16 protein-coding genes and 2 pseudogenes are annotated in these 19,446 nt (G+C 33.0%); 12 read left to right on the top strand and 6 right to left on the bottom strand.

Annotated features, from left to right (window positions below; all coding sequences use genetic code 11):
- Positions 1–8 precede the first annotated feature (8 nt).
- Positions 9–104: an IS3 family transposase gene (locus C564_RS36460; protein ID WP_353958374.1), complete on the top strand. Its 96-nt coding sequence runs from the start codon at positions 9–11 to the stop codon at positions 102–104.
- Positions 105–763: 659 nt separating this feature from the next.
- Here C564_RS36460 and C564_RS0128305 read toward each other — a convergent pair.
- The gene (locus tag C564_RS0128305; RefSeq protein ID WP_003203871.1) at positions 764–1,324 is read right to left on the bottom strand and encodes a TetR/AcrR family transcriptional regulator; all 561 of its coding nucleotides are present in this window, start codon (positions 1,322–1,324) and stop codon (positions 764–766) included.
- Between the two features lie 681 nt (positions 1,325–2,005).
- Here C564_RS0128305 and C564_RS0128300 point away from each other — a divergent pair.
- The 4 genes from C564_RS0128300 to C564_RS0128285 all read left to right on the top strand — a co-directional run bounded on the left by C564_RS0128300 (position 2,006) and on the right by C564_RS0128285 (position 5,942).
- On the top strand, positions 2,006–2,419 hold the full coding sequence (locus C564_RS0128300; protein ID WP_003203873.1) for a nuclear transport factor 2 family protein: 414 nt from the start codon (positions 2,006–2,008) through the stop codon (positions 2,417–2,419).
- 190 nt (positions 2,420–2,609) lie between these two features.
- Positions 2,610–3,476, top strand: a complete 867-nt coding sequence (locus C564_RS0128295; protein ID WP_003203875.1) for an alpha/beta fold hydrolase — start codon at positions 2,610–2,612, stop codon at positions 3,474–3,476.
- Positions 3,477–3,578: 102 nt separating this feature from the next.
- Positions 3,579–4,325 (top strand): MBL fold metallo-hydrolase, encoded by a 747-nt coding sequence (locus C564_RS0128290; protein WP_018767735.1) that lies wholly within the window; start codon positions 3,579–3,581, stop codon positions 4,323–4,325.
- Positions 4,326–4,727: 402 nt separating this feature from the next.
- On the top strand, positions 4,728–5,942 hold the full coding sequence (locus C564_RS0128285; RefSeq protein ID WP_018767734.1) for an RICIN domain-containing protein: 1,215 nt from the start codon (positions 4,728–4,730) through the stop codon (positions 5,940–5,942).
- 526 nt (positions 5,943–6,468) lie between these two features.
- Here the strand turns inward: C564_RS0128285 and C564_RS38535 are convergent.
- Positions 6,469–6,675: a winged helix-turn-helix domain-containing protein gene (locus C564_RS38535; protein WP_018767733.1), complete on the bottom strand. Its 207-nt coding sequence runs from the start codon at positions 6,673–6,675 to the stop codon at positions 6,469–6,471.
- Positions 6,676–6,733: 58 nt separating this feature from the next.
- Positions 6,734–6,901, bottom strand: coding sequence for a hypothetical protein (locus C564_RS37080; protein ID WP_018767732.1), 168 nt, complete (start codon positions 6,899–6,901; stop codon positions 6,734–6,736).
- Between the two features lie 45 nt (positions 6,902–6,946).
- Between C564_RS37080 and C564_RS35675 the strand changes: the two are divergent.
- The 3 genes and pseudogenes from C564_RS35675 to C564_RS0128255 form a co-directional block, all read left to right on the top strand.
- Positions 6,947–7,300: pseudogene (locus C564_RS35675) on the top strand (recombinase family protein); the annotation flags it as partial.
- A 328-nt stretch (positions 7,301–7,628) separates the two neighbouring features.
- Positions 7,629–8,702, top strand: a pseudogene (gene tnpB, locus C564_RS33895) (IS200/IS605 family element RNA-guided endonuclease TnpB).
- Positions 8,703–9,395: 693 nt separating this feature from the next.
- Positions 9,396–9,755 carry a winged helix-turn-helix transcriptional regulator gene (locus tag C564_RS0128255; protein ID WP_001209317.1) on the top strand — a complete coding sequence of 120 codons (360 nt, stop codon included), beginning with the start codon at positions 9,396–9,398 and terminating at the stop codon, positions 9,753–9,755.
- Positions 9,756–9,827: 72 nt separating this feature from the next.
- Here C564_RS0128255 and C564_RS0128250 read toward each other — a convergent pair whose 3' ends face one another.
- The gene (locus C564_RS0128250) at positions 9,828–10,355 is read right to left on the bottom strand and encodes an NAD(P)H-dependent oxidoreductase (RefSeq protein WP_003205180.1); all 528 of its coding nucleotides are present in this window, start codon (positions 10,353–10,355) and stop codon (positions 9,828–9,830) included.
- Between the two features lie 590 nt (positions 10,356–10,945).
- Between C564_RS0128250 and C564_RS0128245 the strand changes: the two genes are divergently transcribed.
- Both C564_RS0128245 and C564_RS0128240 read left to right on the top strand, forming a co-directional pair.
- On the top strand, positions 10,946–11,800 hold the full coding sequence (locus tag C564_RS0128245; protein WP_018767730.1) for an N-acetylmuramoyl-L-alanine amidase family protein: 855 nt from the start codon (positions 10,946–10,948) through the stop codon (positions 11,798–11,800).
- 500 nt (positions 11,801–12,300) lie between these two features.
- Positions 12,301–13,539 (top strand): cytochrome P450 family protein, encoded by a 1,239-nt coding sequence (locus C564_RS0128240; protein WP_018767729.1) that lies wholly within the window; start codon positions 12,301–12,303, stop codon positions 13,537–13,539.
- A gap of 491 nt (positions 13,540–14,030) precedes the next feature.
- On the opposite strand, the gene C564_RS0128235 is transcribed toward C564_RS0128240, so the two are convergent.
- Positions 14,031–15,509: an FAD-dependent oxidoreductase gene (locus tag C564_RS0128235; protein ID WP_018767728.1), complete on the bottom strand. Its 1,479-nt coding sequence runs from the start codon at positions 15,507–15,509 to the stop codon at positions 14,031–14,033.
- Positions 15,510–15,885: 376 nt separating this feature from the next.
- On the opposite strand from C564_RS0128235, the gene C564_RS32850 reads away from it, so the two are divergent.
- On the top strand, positions 15,886–16,872 hold the full coding sequence (locus C564_RS32850; protein WP_018767727.1) for a beta-channel forming cytolysin: 987 nt from the start codon (positions 15,886–15,888) through the stop codon (positions 16,870–16,872).
- A gap of 954 nt (positions 16,873–17,826) precedes the next feature.
- Here C564_RS32850 and C564_RS0128225 read toward each other — a convergent pair.
- Positions 17,827–18,600, bottom strand: coding sequence for a Cof-type HAD-IIB family hydrolase (locus C564_RS0128225; RefSeq protein ID WP_018767726.1), 774 nt, complete (start codon positions 18,598–18,600; stop codon positions 17,827–17,829).
- Positions 18,601–19,109: 509 nt separating this feature from the next.
- Between C564_RS0128225 and C564_RS0128220 the strand changes: the two genes are divergently transcribed.
- Positions 19,110–19,446 (top strand): IS6 family transposase (locus C564_RS0128220; RefSeq protein ID WP_018767725.1); only part of this gene is annotated, 337 nt, incomplete at its 3' end.

Below are 19,446 nucleotides of genomic sequence, written 5' to 3'. Positions count from 1 at the left end.
TTCAAGCTATTGAAACATACATCTATCATTACAACTACAAACGATTCCAAAAAAGGCTTAACCATCGAGCTCCGATTGAATATCGAATCTCGATGGCTGCATAGTCTTTTTTTACAGCTGTCCACTTGACGGGGGTAAGACCAACAAGTCTGTCCAAAATCAAGTGAAGTTCATCCATCAACTATTTAGAATTGCTGCATAAGACTAGATTCCACTAGGAAACTTTTCGCCTCTTTATATCTTTCCTAAGTATTTGCACCAGAACCACAAATTTTCCTTTTCCATATCGATCACACACCTTTTTCTAGAGTGATACTATCAGTATGTCCAAGTTTAGGAGATTACTTGCAAAAGTTTTAGAGTTTTTGCACCAGAACCTTATTTGGTATGCTCATTTTTAAGGACACAAAATATTTTAAGTTTTTTTCGTTCATATGAACGAAAGTTCATTTTATTTTCCTTCTTAAGTTGATGGGCATGTATGGTGAGGCCTAATACGTAACCGTTAGACGCTTTTTGTCGAGAAAATAGGAGTTACAATTTGATATTTGGTGTATACATCTCATGCCCATCAACCTAACAGAACAGGTTGCCCCCAAAATGATAAAAATGAACTGCGTTGCTATAAAAAACACAAAATTTTCGTTTAGGGGGTATTTCAAAACTTTAGCTTGATGGGCATGTTCACATACCCCAAAAAGGAGCATAGTAAATATCAGCATGCCCCTCTTCCAGATGCAAAATTTATAAAATTTTATAAATTTTATAAATAACTCTGAATTAATCTTTCCGCACCCCTACGTGCTTTTAATGCAGAATCTCCTTTACGATGAATAAGTTCAGTTACAATCGCACCCTCAATAATAAAATAAAGTATATTTGCAACTTCCTCATACTCTTTTATTCCCGTATCTTTTACTAAACTAATTATATATTGTATAAAAAAATTTTTATATTCCATCGATTGTTCATGAAAAGGATGGGTAATTCGACTAAATTCCGCAGCCGTATTAATAAAAGTACAACCATTAAAATAAGAACTTTTAAACCAATTATCCAAAAAATCAAAAATAGCTAGTAACTTATCTATAGGGGTCTTACCATTTTCATTTACAGTTTGTTCTAATGATAATCGCCACTCTTCATTTCTTTTCTCAAGATAAGCAATAACTAAATCATCTTTCGAAGGAAAATGTTTATATAATGTCATTTTTGCGACATTTGCTTCAGCAACTATTTTGTCTACCCCTGTAGCTTGAATTCCATTATCATTGAATAATTCGGATGCAACGTTTAAAATGTGAGATCGCAGGGTCTGTCTCATTTTTCCACCTTCCTTTCTAACATAGTATACATATATGTATGTATACCATCAAGCAAGTTAATATAAATAGTAAATTGAAAATATAATGCCTTATGTAATTGCTCTTATCCTTTTGAAATTCAAATTTATAAAGAAAATATTACTGTAATATACCAGGCTAGAATAACAAGAGGTTTTAGTCTTTATTGTTAATACACTTGCAGCCCTCTAGGTGCTTTAGCTACATATTTTAAATATTCTCCTAATAAACCAAATAATACTATATATTTAATTTGATTTCGCTACATAATTCAGACATAGGTAATAATAAAAATAGGATATGTAAGGTGATAACAATGTAAATGATTTTCAAAATCCATTGGATCTCTGTGATATTGGAACCTTATGTTATTAATTAATCCGCTTAATTAGTGATTAAATTCTTTTCGCAATACTACTTGTATATCTTTAAGTTCTTTTGCTTAGTTAATTATCAAAAGGAGAATTCTCTAAAGAGAAATTTAAGTTACCGAGTTATTAAACTAAAGTTGATATAAAAATATATTAACAAAAAGGTTGAAATTATACAGACCTGTCTGTATAATAAAATGCACACGGAGGGGAGGTATTTAAAAGATTCAAAATTAGCCTTTATCGATTTAGTTAATATAACGAATCATTACAGCGAAGGGGAAAATTAATATGAGCAAAGATATTAGACCACCATTTACACATGAATCTGCATTAGCAAAAGTGAAATTTGCTGAAGATGCATGGAACTCACAAGATCCAGAACGTATTTCGATGGGATACTCTCTTGATTCAAATTGGCGTAATCGTACTGAGTTTTTTTCAGGCCGAGAAGAAATTAAGAAATTTTTAACAAAAAAATTCAAAAGAGAAACTAACTATAAGTTAATGAAAGAACTATGGTGTTACACCGATAACCGAATTGGAGTACGATTTGAATACGAGTATCAAGATGAAAAAACTGGTCAATGGATGAGGTGTCATGGTAACGAATTTTGGGAGTTCGGTGAAGATGGACTTATGAAAAGAAGAGATATGAGTGGAAATGATTATCCTATTAACGAGGCCGATCGCAAATTCAAATAGTTTTTTAATAAATATTGATAAGTGAAAAATTTAAAAATGATTATGTAAACTTTTAGCAACTACATCTTTCAGAATTAGATATCATTATAAGAGGATTTTGTATATCTACTAGAACTTTTAAAATAATAAAATACGTATACGTTTTTTGTATTCATTAAATAAAACAATAAATGAAAGTAGGAGAATTAAAATGAATAATAATCAATCATTAAGTACATTAAATGCAGAAACGGTTCAAACATCATATGTGGAAGCTGGAGGAATAAGATTCGCGTATCGTAAATTCGGTGTGGAATCTGAAGTACCACTTGTTTTTTGTCAACGTTTTCGAGGTACAATGGAAGACTGGGATCCAGCACTTGTTAATGAAATAGCAAAAGAAAGAACAATTATCCTGTTTGATAACGCTGGTGTGGGACTGTCTTCAGGTGTTACACCGAATAGAGTTCCTGAAATGGCCAAATATGCAATTACTTTTATTGAAGCACTTGGACTAAAACAAGTGGATATACTAGGTTTCTCAATGGGTGGAATGATTGCCCAATATGTAACACTTAATCGACCAGATCTAGTTCGACGTATGATTCTTTCAGCAACAGGACCTGGTGCAGGAGAAGGTATTGAAGGATCCAGAGAAGGTGTATTTGAAGTTATGACCAGACCGGTTCATACTGAAGAAGATTTCTTATTCATGTTTTTTGACAAAACTGAAACGAGTAAGTCATTAGGGCGTGAATATTTAAAACGACTTACATGGAGAAAAGAAGATCGATCGCCTCTAGTTAGTTCGGAAACAATGAAGGCACAATTAGAAGCTATCATTAGGATGGTAAATCCTTCTGAGGAAGATACGACATTCCCCCGATTAAACGAGATAAAACAACCTGTATTAATCGCTAACGGAAATAAGGATATTATGATTCCGACAATCAATTCTTATATTATGTCTCAGAAGATTGAGAACGCTCAACTAATCATCTACCCTGATTCAGGACATGGATTTTTGTTTCAATATCCTGAATCGTTTGCCGAGCAAATTTCAATATTTTTAAGATAAATAAAGAATAACTATAAAGAGATTGTCCCTCCGAGATTATTAAATAAATAACTAAAAATCGGAGGGCATTTCATTAAATTTAGTTTATAAAAGGAGTAAATTATGAGAATTCAAAGGATGCAATGGGCAGGGATATTATTAGAAAACGAGGAGAATGTCTTAATGATTGACCCTGCTTTTAAATTTAATAAAGAATTTTTAGGTTTGCCACTTGAAAAAATATATGACTTTTCAGCATTTAAAAAACCAAATTTGATTTTAATCACGCACCTTCATCCTGATCATTTCGATCCTGAATCAATCCTTGAACATTTTGGGGGAAATATACATTTAGTTGTACCAAAGCCATGTCTTGAAGAGGTAAAATCAAGCGGGTTTAATATGGTAACCGGTTTACAAATTGGTGAAACTATTAAATGTGGGGAATTCGAAATTTTTGCAGAGTATTCGGTCGATGGGGCAGGAGATGAACAAGTATCGTGGATAATTAAAGATCGTAATCAGACATTTATTCACTGCGGAGATACTTTATGGCATGGCCGTTGGTGGAATATAGCTAATACCTACGGACCAATTGATATTGCTTTCCTTCCCGTAAATCAAGCCATTGTTAATAGAGGGAAAGGAATAATTCCTAGTAATCAACCAATATGTCTTGGACCAGAGGAAGCTATATCTGCAGCAACAATACTAAAATCAAAAATATTAGTCCCAATACATTACGGAACATTTCATAATCCTCCTGTCTACAATGAAACAAAATCACTAATTGAAAGATTGTTATCTAGTGAGAAAAACTTTGAGGTTAAATTTTTAAAAAATAAAGAAGAATTTATTTATGAATCATAATAATATATGTGTAACACCATCGACATATGCTTGATAACGATTTTTCCATCCCCCATTAAGAGATCGAAGTACAAAACTCAAGTCGAACCTTTCTTTATCAGATTGTACAAAGAAATGAAGAAAAGGGAATGAAGTAAATAATGGAAGCATCTTTTGCTAATATAAAAAAATGTATCGCAAAACCTTTAAAAGTTCCTTCAGAAGAGATAAGAAGGGACCTTTTGTTCATATAATCTCACTTATAGATAATAAAAACAAAAACTTTGGCTCTGCAAGACTTTTGTAATACTTTTAAAAGAATTTTGAAAGACATATCAATTAAAATGAATTCATAAGAGTCAACTAACGATTTAAGCAATGACTTTTACAACAAACAATATAGTAACAAGGAGAAGACAAAAAATGAATGTTAAAAGAAAACTACCTATATTAACATTTTTATCACTTGTATTTAGCGTGATTGTAATTATTTTTCCTACAAACTCTGCTTATGCAGAAGAAGATGACCGTATACTTGATATTTATGGTGATCCAATCAGAACAAATAAAGATTATATATTAGTTCATAAAGAACTTGAGCCGGATCAAGCAATAGGTGTTCCTTTAAACCAACGTGAAGCAGCTGTAGGTGCACATAAACATGGAATAACTTTTGAGACCTATATTGGTTGGTATTATCCTGTTACATCCCACAATAATTCTTATTTTGGGGGAGAACAACACTACGATACAAAAGGCAATTTATACTATGGTACCCCTATAAATTTTGAAGCCCCAAGAGGGGAAAGAGGGGATGGGTATCTAAGAAATGATACTCAAGTTTCAGTTTCAATGAAGATTGGGAATAACTCTAGATGGGGAGGAGCACCAAAATACCATCTAACTGGTACGAACTCGCCATATTTTATTCAGAACAAATCACAAGAAAAAATCTATACAGTTTTAAAAGAAAATTCTAAAGAACTAAACCTGGTAGCAGATAGAGTTACTCTATATCACGATAAATTTGGTCGACCTACTACTTCGTACAATGCTCACACTTCTTATATTTCTACTCGTGTTTTACAAAGTTGGTACACAGGTCGTGAGAAAGCTTGGGTACAACATGAAGGTCGAGGGTATGCTGGCCTTGAAGTAGTACCCATTCAAAACTCTTGGGACCCGGAGAGCGTAAATGGTACGTATCACCTTATTGCCGGTGTGAATGGGACAAGTGTTGTAGATATGAGTACACGTAGATCGCCGGATCCTAACATACCTCTTAATAATGTTCACCTACATGAAAAACATGATGGGGCGAATCAAAAATGGATATTTGAGTATGATCAAATAATAGGAGCATACCAAATTAAAAGTGCAACAAATCCAAATTTAGTGTTAGCTTGGAATGATAGTAATAATTCTAATAATGTATTTGCTACACCGAATCAACAGAAACTAGAGCATTATTGGATTCTGGAAGATACTGGAAGTGGCTATATATATGTGAAAAATTTCAAAAATCAAAATAAGGTACTAGATGTACAAGGGAAAGGTACGTCAAACGGAACAAATATAATTGTAAATAATAATAATAATGGCTGGAACCAATCATTTAAGCTAGAAAAATTAGACTAAAGGGTTCTACTACTGCAGGCTGTGGAGAAAGTCTTTTCTACAGCCTGTTTTTATGTTTCCTATCCTTTGTCGGCTTGCTAAATTAGCTAAAATGGAGTATGGAAACCAAAAGCGAAATATGGAGCCATATGCAAGTATATTCCAATTCAGCTCGTGATCTCTCGAGACAAATTGTTAAAACGAATCTACAAATATAGTGGGTTCGTTTTTACTTTTTCTGGAGAAAACAAGGTAATGAAATTTTTTATTGTAACAAAAACAAACGTTTCTGTTACATTTTCTATTTGAAAATATGAAATGCCTTAACTGTTGAATTAGCTGTAACAAAAATAATTCGTAACATTATTGACTTTAATTCTTTTTGTTACAACAAAACTTGATGAGTGGCTCCAAAAAGAAGGAATCGTTGCCGTACCCCAGCTACATCCAGAAATCGTTTTCGTTTATTGCTAATTTCAGATCTTTTTCTTACAAAACAAATTACTTTTCCCCTAATTGTACCTACTACTGGTAGTAGGTTTACAAATTAGAAAGCCATTATTCCCTCTTTGGTAATTTTCCAAATACCTGGTTTCGTAGTTACCAAATACCCTTTCGCTTTTAAATACATACAGGACCAACGAACATCATTATGCCATTGTAGTTCTGCTCCCTCTTTAGGGGTACGGAAACGATTCTGGGTATGAGGGGCCACTCTGGAAAAATATTCAACAAAAAAAGTCGTAGAAACCATTATCTACGACTTTTTATTATTAGAACTAGCTAATTATTAGTTGCAATTTAAAACTTCATTAATCTGGACAAATATTCAAAACATCATGAAAAAGGGCATACTCTACAGTTACCTGAGGACCAAATAAGGTTACACCTTCTGGAAATTGAACGCCTTCAACAACTTCATTTATTTCTGCATACGATAAATCTGTATAACCACCTAGTTTTAAAGTTTTATTTATCATTTGATTCAGTTCTAGCTGTTGAAAAGTATATGGTTGTACATCATATCCATTCAGCTATTACAGTTAGTAGAACAACTTCGGGAAAAGGATGTTCACTTTGCGATTTTAAATTTAGGAATAGATACTAGAACTCCAACAGGAAAATTCTTTTTAACTGTCATGGCTGCCTTTAGTGAATTAGATCGAGAAATGATTAAAGAAAAAAAACGTGCAGGAATAAAGTTAGCGAAACAAAAAGGAGTGTATAGAGGAAGATTGAAGAAATACACGGATAAGCACCCAGGTATGAATCATACGATTGAATTACGGAAGCATACTAATAAAACTGTTAAGGTAATATGCCAAATTACAGGAGTGAGTCAAGCTGCTCTGTATCGTAGATTAAAAGAACTTGAATAAAGTTCTTTTTTAATTTGTAATTAGATCCCAGAGTGGCCCCTCATACCCAGAATCGTTCCCGTACCCCTACTAAAAACGACCGTTTTTGGATCTCATTGTTAAATCCCTGTTATATCAAGGGATTCAGTCTTAGCGTACAGAATCCGCGAAATGTTGGTGCTACCTCACTAAGGACTACAAAAATTTATCGTTTTCCGACAGAAGACTCCTTCCTCAAAAATGCGAAGGTGTGAAACACCAATTTTAGGTGGGAGATGAATGTCGGTAGGCGTAAGCCTACATTTTTTAGTATACTGTAGGCATCATACAAAAAAGTGAGGTGCAACCCATGTTAGTAAATAAGGCATATAAATTTCGTATCTATCCAAATAAGGAACAAGAAATATTAATTGCTAAAACGATTGGGTGCAGTCGCTTTGTATTTAACCATTTTCTTGCTCTGCCGAGCTCACCAAATTAAAGAAGCAACAGGATACGATTTGGTTAAAAGCAGTCGATAGTATTGCCCTTCAATCAACATTAAAAAACCTCGCAGATGCTTTTTCACGTTTTTTCAAGAAACAGAATGATATTCCACGATTTAAATCTAAAAACAATAAAGTTCAATCTTACACAACAAAACAAACAAATGGAAATATAGCTATTGTTGAAAATAAAATCAAGTTGCCAAAACTTGGTCTCGTTACATTTGCAAAAAGTCGTGAAGTGGATGGCCGTATCCTAAATGCAACGATTCGACGCAACCCAAGTGGTAAATACTTTGTATCTATCCTTGTCGAAACAGAGGTACAAGAAATACTTAAAACTGAATCCACTTGTAGAATTGATGTTGGATTAAAAGATTTTGCCATTCTTTCTGATGGCACAACATACAAGAACCCTAAATTCTTCCGTATATTAGAAGAAAAGTTAGCGAGAGCACAGCGTATCCTTTCCAGAAGAACGAAAGGTTCTTCGAACTGGAATAAACAACGCGTGAAAGTTGCTCGTATTCACGAAAGAATTTCCAATGCAAGAGCTGATTACTTACATAAAATCTCTACTGAAATTGTCAAAAACCACGACATAATCGGTATTGAAGATTTGTCAGTAAGTAATATGCTAAAAAACCACAAGTTAGCCAAAGCAATAAGCGAAGTATCTTGGTCACAATTCAGAACAATGCTTGAATACAAAGCGAAATGGTATGGCAAAGAAGTTAGTTGCTGTGTCTAAAACATTTGCAAGTTCTCAGCTATGTTCGTGTTGTGGCTACCAAAACAAAGACGTTAAGAATCTAAACCTTCGTGAGTGGGCTTGCCCTTCTTGTGGCACGCATCATGACAGAGATATTAACGCAAGTATGAATCTGAAAAATGAAGCGATACGGCTTCTAACTGTTGGAATGACAGGGCTAGCCTAATCAATATCTGTTCGGTAGAACAGAGTTCTTAGGAATCTCCCACTTCAATCAGACCGTAAGGATAAGTGGTGAGTAGTTCAACATTACAGTATTTTTAAAATCTGTGAACAACTATGAAAAATTCGGGGGTTTGCAACCATCCATATAATCAATGCTATTCTTAGTAACAATGCAAAGGGAACGTGATATATTCTCATATGTAATATTGCATATAAGAATGTATTGATAAAAATGTAAGCGCTTACTATAATAAAAGCATAAAGATAAATCACATCTTAGCATCAACGACAGAGGAGGAAATAATATGACAATCGCAATGGCAGTTTTATCATTCTTAGGTGGAGTACTTCCATTAGTAACAGAACTTTTAAAAGCAGTAATGTAAGTCCATTATTCAGCAATTATTTATAAAAATTATCATACAAATGATCTGTATATCAAGAATGAATTGATGTGCAGATCATTTGTGTGAGTAAACTTTAAATTACAAAAAAGAATCCCAGAAGCCAAAAGGGATTCTTTTTTGTAATTTAAATTAGATTCTTTGCATGAGAATGCAACAATATAGGACATTAAAAACATTAAAGAAAATATAAACGTGTTACTTTACATTCTTGTGATAAGATTGCATAGTAATTTACTATAAAGTATTCATATTGATAGGATATTCTTATCAGAAGGAGAGTGGGGATTGTGAGAGAAACTTGTGTTCCGACTGGCGTAGAACTAAAAAACACTGGTTTTGGATATACCTTATCCTTAATAGGTGGTAAATATAAAATGATTATTTTGTATTGGTTGTCTGAAAATAAGGTTATGAGGTTCAATGAGCTGAAGCGATGTATTGGGACTATTTCCTTTAAAACACTAAGTGTTATGTTAAAAGAGCTTGAGGAAGATGGTCTTATTATACGTAAAGAATTTCCCCAAATACCTCCAAAAGTTGAATATTCATTATCTGAACGTGGCTGTTCACTTATTCCATTGTTAGATATGATGTGCGAGTGGGGAGAGAAAAATAGTTTTCAAGCTCTAGAAGATGTAACAAAATAGGCATAGTGTAAAAAGGAAGTACCTTCTTGTTTAGAAGGTACTTCTTATTTTAACTTTTATAAAAGTTACCTATTACATATTATCAATGAAATTTAAATAATCTTGAGTACTTTTTTCTATTTCACTTACAGATGGCTCAAATTCTGCTCCATAAAACGCAAAGAACGAACGATAATCTGCTTTACAATAGATGGCTGTCGTCTCAAACGGAAGCAATACTTGTTCAAGTGTATAATGGTATCTTCCAGCTTCACTATAATCCACATTTTTGATCCCGGCAGATACCCCTAAAGCAACTTTACGATTCTTTAATTTATCTCCTTTTGAACCATAAGCCCATCCATAAAGGAAAACATCATCCAGCCACTTTTTTAAGAGAGGAGGACAGTTGAACCAATATACAGGAAATTGGAAAACAAGGTTCCCGTGAGTTTCAACCAATTTTTGTTCTTTTTCCACATCTATGTTCTCATCAGGATAAACCTTATACAATTCGTGCACAGTATATTTTTCTGGATATTTTTTCAATTCTTCTACCCATCGCTTATTAACAACAGATGTTTCTAAACTTGGGTGTGTTACGATAACAAGAGTTTTCAATGTTTCTTCCTCCTTAGGCTGATTTCATTTTTATTGTAAAGTCCAAGCTAAAAATATGTAAGTACGCACTTTTATTACAGGTACTTACATAAAGGTAAGTACCTCCAATTTGCAGTCTATTTTTATCGTGCCGAATGACCAATAAACTGATGAAAGGGAAAGAAGGCGGCATAAGATGGTCTGTCCACGGTAAATTTTGTTACAATATCCCATGAAAATTAACGTTTGGAAAATACTATATCACTATAATCTAGTTTTACACGTATCCCGGCTGAACCCCATCGCCATCAACCTAAAAAAACAGGTCACCCCCCATAACGAAAATTTTACCTTTTTACAGTTATTTATGAGAATTCGACTCATCTTTTTCGTTTTTGGGACAATTAATCCCTTAAGTTGATAGATGTGTAATGATACCTACATTGTAACTGAAAAGTAACAATGATTACATTAATGGATATTTCGTTTCGTTAAATTAAAAAATATTACATTTTTGTTACAAAAACTATTGATTGTATTTAAATATCATAATATAATTCTGTTTGTGGAAATAAAAACTAAAATTACTCATTATTTGGGGGATATGGAAAATGAAGAAAGCTATTTTACCAATTTTGATGTCTACAATGTTTATCGTTCCTGCAGTATCACATGCAGAAAAACAAGATAATATGAAGCAGGACGCTCCAAAAGCAGAACAGACAATGCAACAAAGTGGTTGGGTAAAAGACGGAGAAACATGGTATTTCTATGATCAAAAGGATATGAAGAAAACAGGATGGCTACAAGATGGAGGAAAATGGTACTACTTTGATGCAAGCGGAAAAATGAAAATGGGCTATATTGAAGATGAAAATGGAGCTTACTTATTAGGAACAGACGGTGCACTGTATACAAATACGGGATGGGTTCAATATGAGGGAGATTGGTATTACATTCTCGAAGGCGGAAATCTACACATGGGCTATCTTAAATATAATGATAAAACATATTATTTAGATGGATTTAGTAAAGGGAAAATGCGAACAGGTTGGATAGGAGAATTCCTACAAGGTAATTATTTCCTTCCTGATGGCTCAATGGTAACGGGTTGGAATTTAATTAATAATCAGTGGCATTATTTCAAAGATAACGGAGGTGCTTATAATGGCTGGTTAAGTTATCAAGGAAGCTGGTATTACTTTGTTGGTGCTAAGATGCAAACAAGTTGGGTACAAGATAAGGATAATTGGTACTATATGAATGCAGATGGCACAATGAAAACAGGTTGGGTACAAGATAAGGATAATTGGTACTATATGAATGCAGATGGCACAATGAAAACAGGTTGGGTACAAGATAATGGAAATTGGTACTATTTACAATCTAATGGTGCAATGGCAGTAGGAAAACATTTCATTGATGGTAAATGGTATTCATTCAAAGATAATGGCGTTATGATGTAACAAAGGGTTTTTTATTGAATAAATGACATCAGATATCTATTTTAAGATATTTCTATAATGAAAAAAGACACCTGTGAGGGTGTTTTTTTTCATCCCTCTGATTAATCTAGGAAGAATAACTTTTATAACAATAATGGGTAGTAAGTACTCTTAAGTTGATGGCGATGTGGTGCTACCCCACGTCCATCAACTTAAGAAAAATAAACGCCCCAAAACGAAAAAAATAAGCGGACTTCTGAAAATAACTATCTGTAGAGAAAGAAAATTTTTATTTAGGGGGTATATTAAAACCTTAGCTTGATAGCGATGTGGGGCGGGACCCCTTATAAGTGATATTCAAATGACTAAACGAGGTAAATATCTCAGAATTTTTCTATTTATTTTACCAAGTAAAGTAATATTTTATCTGAATATTCTTTACGTTATTGAATTGAAATGGGTTATAATGCAAATTAAGAGTTGAGTTACCCAATAAGTCTGTAAAAATGGAGGTTATATTGATGATTTCAAAAAACGAACTAAATTTTAGTCTCTTGGCAGAAACACAATTAGCTTCTCCAATGTTTAAACAGAAAGCATACGATATTTACAAAGAACTACGTGCCTTTCAACCTGTTTATCCTTTATCTCTATGCGAACAAGGACAAGGGTGGCTTATTACGAGATATGAAGATGCTATGGCTTTATTAAAAGATGCAAGATTAATGAAAAATTTTGAGAATGTATTTAGTAAAAAAGAGGACGTTAAAGTTCCTTTTTCGCTAGAAAATAGGGAGCTTTTAAGAAATCATATGTTAAACTCAGATCCCCCCGACCATCACCGTCTACGGTCACTTGTTCAAAAAGCATTTACTCCTCAGATGATTTTGCAACTTGAATGTCGAATTCAACATATCGCTGATGCTCTATTAAATAAAGTTGAACACACTCATTCAATAAATCTTGTAAACGATTATGCCTTTCCCTTACCCATTATGGTAATTAGTGAAATGTTAGGAATTCCTCTTGAAGATCAGCATAAATTTAGAATTTGGTCACAGGCGATCATTGATACTCCACTTCGACTAGAAGATGTGCAAAAAAATAATCAAAAATTAGAAGAATTCGCTGAATATATACAGTATTTAGTTTATAAAAAAAGAAAAAATCCTACAGACGATTTAATCAGTGCACTAATACAAGCGGAAAGTGAAGGAATAAAATTAAATGCATCAGAGTTATACTCGACAATTACGTTGCTGATTGTTGCTGGACATGAAACAACTGTAAACCTAATTGCCAATATGACACTAGCATTGTTAGAGCATCCAGTTCAATTACAAAAGCTTCTTCAAAACCCTGATTTAATCGATTCAGCTATTGAAGAAGCGTTACGATTTTACAGCCCCGTTGAATTAACTACTATACGTTGGACAGCAGAACCGTTTACAATGCATGGCCAAGATATTCAATCAAAAGATAGGATTATTATTTCACTAGCATCTTCTAACCGTGATGAAAAAATTTTTTCAAACGCTGATGTTTTTGATGTTACAAGAAAAAATAATCGTCATATTGCATTTGGTTATGGTAGTCACTTTTGTCTTGGAGCATCACTTGCTCGTTTAGAATCAAAAATCGCAATTTCTACATTATTACGCCGTATGCCAAATTTACAGATTCAAGGTGAAAGAGAGCAAGTGAAATGGAAAGAAAGCTATCTAATGAGGTCATTAGAAGAATTACCTTTACAACTTTAATTAGTATAATTGTTAATAAATGGTAAGTTAAAAAGCCGCTCTCCATAGTTTAGGAGAGAACGGCTTTTTTGCGAGCGGTACCCGGTTTTATCAATTAAGAGATTTGTAATCCCAAAAGAAAAATAATTTCGTTTTGGGGCTGTTATAAAATAATTAAGTTGATGGACGTGTGGTGCTACCCCATACCTATCAAGCTAAGGTTTTAATATACCCCCTAAATGAAAATTTTCTTTCTCTACAGATAGTTATTTTGAGAAGTCAGCTCATTTTTTCATTTTAGGGGTGTTTACTTCTCTTAAGTTGATGGATATGCGGCTGAACCCCTATCTCGTTTTCGTTAGCTTGATGGCGATGGGTAAAGTACCCAATATATAATTTATAAAAACGTTATCCTTTCTTAGAAAGCAGTAAAGAAAGAATAACGTTTTTTATTTTTGAAATTGTGTGATTCCTTAATACAAAAGAATCTAATTAGTTAATAACATATTGAATTACATGTTATTTTGCATTTTTTCAATACCTAATGATACGTCTTTCTTGGTATGCGCAATCCAAGCTATATGACCATCCGGTCGAATCCAAACTGCATCTATTTTTTCTAACTCAGAATGCTGTATTTGTCCTACAATCACTCTTATATGTGAATCAATGTTTATTTTATCTACCATATCTACATAAGAAGGATGTATCAATAAAATGAACTTCCCATCATGCATCACTTCATAGAGTGTGTGATTGTTCTGATCTTGTGCATAAATAGAAAAATTGGGACATCTTTTTCCTAGCCATGGATGTTTTTCGGAATTATGCATCGGTGGATACATAATTCCTAGGCCACTAACTTTTTTAGCTAAATCTTGATTCACTTCTGGGTATGTGAGCAAGTGAGAAAATAGCTCTCTTAGTTCCATTCCAGCATTTGAAAAGTTCATCATTAATTGTTCTTGCGCTTGTGTCTCTTTTAAAAATTTTTTTCCTACAGCATGTCGTTCAATATGGTAACTTTCTAATAGGTTTTCATATTTTTTCTGTTTTATAGCTAATCCCAATTTCCATCCTAAATTAAAAGCATCTTGTAAACCTACATTCAAACCTTGTCCGCCTGCAGGCAAATGAATATGTGCCGCATCACCTGCTAAGAATACACGAAAATGTCGATAAGTATCTGCTAATTTGGTTGCATTTCCAAAACGAGAAAGCCAAATCGTTTCCTTAATTTGAATGTGTTTACCTGTAATACGATAAACACTATCCATAAGCTCTTCTTCTGTGACAGCAATTTGTACAGGTGTATGTTGATGTACAGGATCTACAATCGCAAAACGAAATACTCCAGGAGCAATCGGTACCATCATTACTATCCCATTTATATTTGATGTAGAGAAAAATGGATTATCTGGAATATCTTCTAAAATCACATCGCCCAATATAGCAGTGGCTGTAGTATCCGTTCCACTAAATGGTATATGCGATAATTCGCGTACGATGCTTCTTGCACCGTCAGCGCCTACCACATATGGAACTTCTAATTTATATATATTTTCTCTTTGCTCTATTTCTAGCTGTACGAATGTTTCATACTGGTTTAAGTTCTTCACAGTATGCCCTCGTTTAATGTCCACACCTAATTCTAATGCACGTTCTTCTAATATTTCTTCTGTAATAGATTGAGGAATAAAAAGTGTGTAAGGAAAATCAGTACCTAAATCTTTGAAGTTTAATCGTGTTTCTAGGGCAGCAAAATGACCTGTATTTAATTGTTTTCCTCGAGATAAAAACCTATTTTCAATGCCTCTCATAGCCATCAATTCTAAGGAGCGAGGGTGTAGTGTCATTGCTCTAGAATTTCGTATACGATCCACTCTTCTTTCCAACACAACAACTTTTATACCTTGAATAGCTAATTCACATGCGGTCATTAATCCTACTGGACCACCACCAACAACTGCTACATCATAATGATTTCCCATGTCATGTCCTCCATTTATTTGATTGATTAGGACTAATCGTACAAAAACATGTACATATAATAGATTCCCAGTTAATAAATATTATGTGTTATGTATGCAAGTATACCGCATTTTTGTTTCTTAGGAAACAAAAATGCACTTAGAATATGAAAAATGAGTTGATAAATTCGTTGTTCCCCAATGTATTGAATTCTCATAAATATTATGGAAAGATAAAATTTTCGTTTGGGGAACATCTAATTTCTTAGGTTGATGGGCATGATGGTGACCCCTATTTGCAAGTCTTTTGTAACATTTATGAAAGGAATTTGAAAGAAACATAAACTAAGATGAACTTATAAACATGAATTATCCAGAATATAAAAGGAGCATGAAAATGACTACAAAGAAGAAAAACATGAAAAAAACAAAAAAAATAGTACAGGCTTTAACATTAGCTACCACTGTTGTTGGTGGATCATTAGCATTTAGTTCTTCATCTGCACATGCTGACTCTCTAAAAGCAATAGAAGACATTGGAAACGGTGCAAAAGTTATGACCAGTTTGGATACAACTTATCATAGTGATGCTAACATAAAGAATTCAATTAAAGTTTCATTTATTGATGATCCAACTGTTGATAAAAAATATGCTGTTGTTTCTACGGAAGGAAGTAACATTGGTTCAAATTTAAAATATATCAATAATAGTTATTATGATGCTGATATGCTTTGGACGTCGGCTTTTAAAACAGGATTAGAAATTACAAGTAATGATAGTGCAGCATTTTATAAAGTTTTGCCTAAAAATTCTATAGAAACAAAGAATGTAGCTTCTACAGTTGCATATAATATAGGTGGCGGTGTGGAAGTTAAACAAGAAAGTGGAGCTGGAGCTAGTGCAACAGCTGGTGCATCTTGGTCAACTACTGTATCATATGACCAATCGGATTATAAAACATTTCTAGAAAATAGTACGAATAGAAAAGTAGATTGGAAAGTTGCTTTTGATAAATTTTATAATGGAAATGGATTTTACGATAGAGATTCATTCAGTAGTATCTTTAATGGTAACCAATTGTTCATGGTTACAACGTCTGGAGCTCGATCTGCAATAGATAATTTAGTACCTCAAGATAAACTGCCAAGTTTAACAGCATATGGTTTTCAGCCAGGCACAATTGCCATTATAACTGCAGATAAAAATGAAGATTCAACTGATTTATCTGTAAAGCATAGTAGGGAACAAGATAAATACGGTTTACTAAAACCAACAGGATGGAAAGGATTTAATACAAAAAATATTGAACTCAATGAGCATGAAAACACATCTGTAGATCATTATCAAATTGATTGGAAAAATAATAAAATCCTTCACAAGTAAAAGTAAACGATTCAATTACTGATTGTGTTGCAGTATTCATAAATACTCAATAATGAATGCATATAAAAATCGGTTCTTATGAAAGTAATCTATCAAACTAGGTTCATATTTTATCATCTTCCCTCTTCTCATTTGTATAAATCTTGATATTCTGTCAATACTCTTGATGACATGATACTTTTCCAATCCCTCTTGGAAAGCCGAGCAGTTAGCTTTTGCTAGCTGATTTTTTGTTCCTCAACATCAAACAAAGTTAACTGAAGTCGCTTCTTATCATTTCCACAACACCTTTCATAGATTGTTTAGAAAGAATAACGTTTTTTTGTACTTAGGGGTAGTGAAAATTCTTAAGTTGATGGACATGGCCTCACCATATCGAAAAAAGAAAATTGTACGTTTAGACACAATTCGGACGCATTTCGAGGCGTTGGTGTACGTTAAGGCTATTTTTCAGCTAAATAAGGACTATTTGGCACTGGGAAATCAATATTTTTTAAAATGTCAACTGGAATATTACTTTCATAATAGGAAAAGTAAACAGGTGTTTATAAAGGTATACCTTTACAGATGCATAGAAACCTATAAAAAACCGCGTCTATAAATTGTAACTTTAGGAGATAATTTGCATAGTTTTTTAATGATAAATTGCATATAAAAAAGAGAAATCTATAAAATTATAGACTTCTGTTGCTTTTAAATAAAGTCACGGTGTTTTTAAAAAAGACGCGATGTTTTGAATAAAGTCGCGACGTTCATAAAAAAGTTGCGATGTTTTGCCCCTTTGGATCTGTTTATCTAAAGGGGTGTTTTTATTGTTCCATTAAAAAAAATGTTTTAGACTATAGAAAAAAGTATTAGACTGTTAAAAAATAGTTGTAGACTGAAAAAGTGTTTCTGTACATGAAAGCACCTTTTTAGTATGATCACCTAGAAATTAGGAAACTAACTAGATTCTTAAATAATCCCACATTTTCTCAGTGCATAGTCGATTCCGTCTTCACTGGACTCTTTCGTGACGAAATCTGCAACCGCTTTTAATTGTTCATTGCCATTTCCCATAGCAATCCCTAGTCCTACTAATTCCAACATGTTTATATCATTTCCACCATCTCCAAACGCAATAGCTTCTGATTTATCAATGTCAAAATACTGTAAGACTTTTTTTATTGCTAAAGATTTGGATATTTCTTCTTGTAATACATTTAATATAAAAGGGTGCCATCTGCTAAATGTTAAATGTGGGAACTTGTGAATGTATTTCTTCACCGTTTCATCGGTAGCATACAAACACATCAAATAAACCTCTTGATTATAAATATGTTTATTTATAGTTGGATAATCATTTAATGACAACGTTTCACTCAATGCTGCTAGTATTTTTTTATCTTTTATACCATTCATACTAAAATCTTCTGTAAAGAATGATAGCCCGTTATTTTCAATATATGAAAATTCAACCACTTCACGAATAATGCTTTTATCCATTGGTACTTTATGAAGAACTTCTTGATTATGCTTCACATAAGCTCCATTCGCTGTGATAAACGTATCTACTCCTAATTTTCTTATTTCATTGCACATGGATAACGGTCTTCCTGTTGCTGCAACTACCCTTAATCCTTTATTTTTTAGTGCTTTTATAGCTTCTTTAGTATTATCTGAAATACGACCATTTTCATGGTGTGTAAGGGTTCCATCAACATCAAAAAATACAATTCTATAATCCATAAGATAGCTCCTTTAATAATTAATAAATAAGTTATAAGGTAAGTACCTGAAATTAAAAATAATCAGAAAATTACACCATTCTAATAATATAATAAGGATAAATATGTTAATAAGCAACATTTCTAATGAGATTATATTTAGTTTATACGGATAAAATAAATTACTAAATTTACATCTTACTTTGCCAGGTAATCATACTTGTCTCAATAGGGGATATCTAGTCTAATACTTTATTTTAATAACACTTCTTTTTCCTAAATAAAAACTATTTATCAGTCTAAATCCTTATTTTATTAAAACAGGAAAATAAGAATAGAGAAATGCCATTAAATCAGTAATACTCAGTCTAAAATATTTTTTTAATCAAACATTTATAATGAAAAGTGAAAAGAAGATCTGAACTGAAAGGCGGATTAAGGAAATGTTGAGTAGCGATAAAATTACGGTTCTGTTGCAAAGTTTTCTACATGAAGCTACACTCTAGAAAACAGGATCTAGGAGAATCAGACATGAGATATTTTAAAGGAAAACAATTCAAGAAAGATATTATTTTAGTAGCCGCCCTGTACTACTGCCGTTTTTCTTTAAGTTATCGCGATGTCTCTGAAATCCTGAAAGAACGTGGTATTTCAGTTCACCCAACAACCATCATGCGATGGGTTCATGAATATGGCAATCTCATCTATCAAATTTGGACAGTGAAAAATAAATCTGCAAGATTATCTTGGCATTTGGATGAGACTTATATCAAAGTTAAGGGAGACTGGCGTTATCTCTATCGTGCAATTGATAAAGATGGACACACATTGGATATTCAACTTCGTAAAAAACGGGATCATCAGGCTG

Origin of the sequence: Bacillus sp. 105MF, assembly GCF_000374885.1 — a bacterium.
In the GTDB taxonomy this organism is placed as follows: domain Bacteria; phylum Bacillota; class Bacilli; order Bacillales; family Bacillaceae_G; genus Bacillus_A; species Bacillus_A pseudomycoides.
The sequence above is the reverse complement of the archived record's forward strand: the minus strand, read 5'-3'. Positions and strand labels throughout refer to the sequence as shown.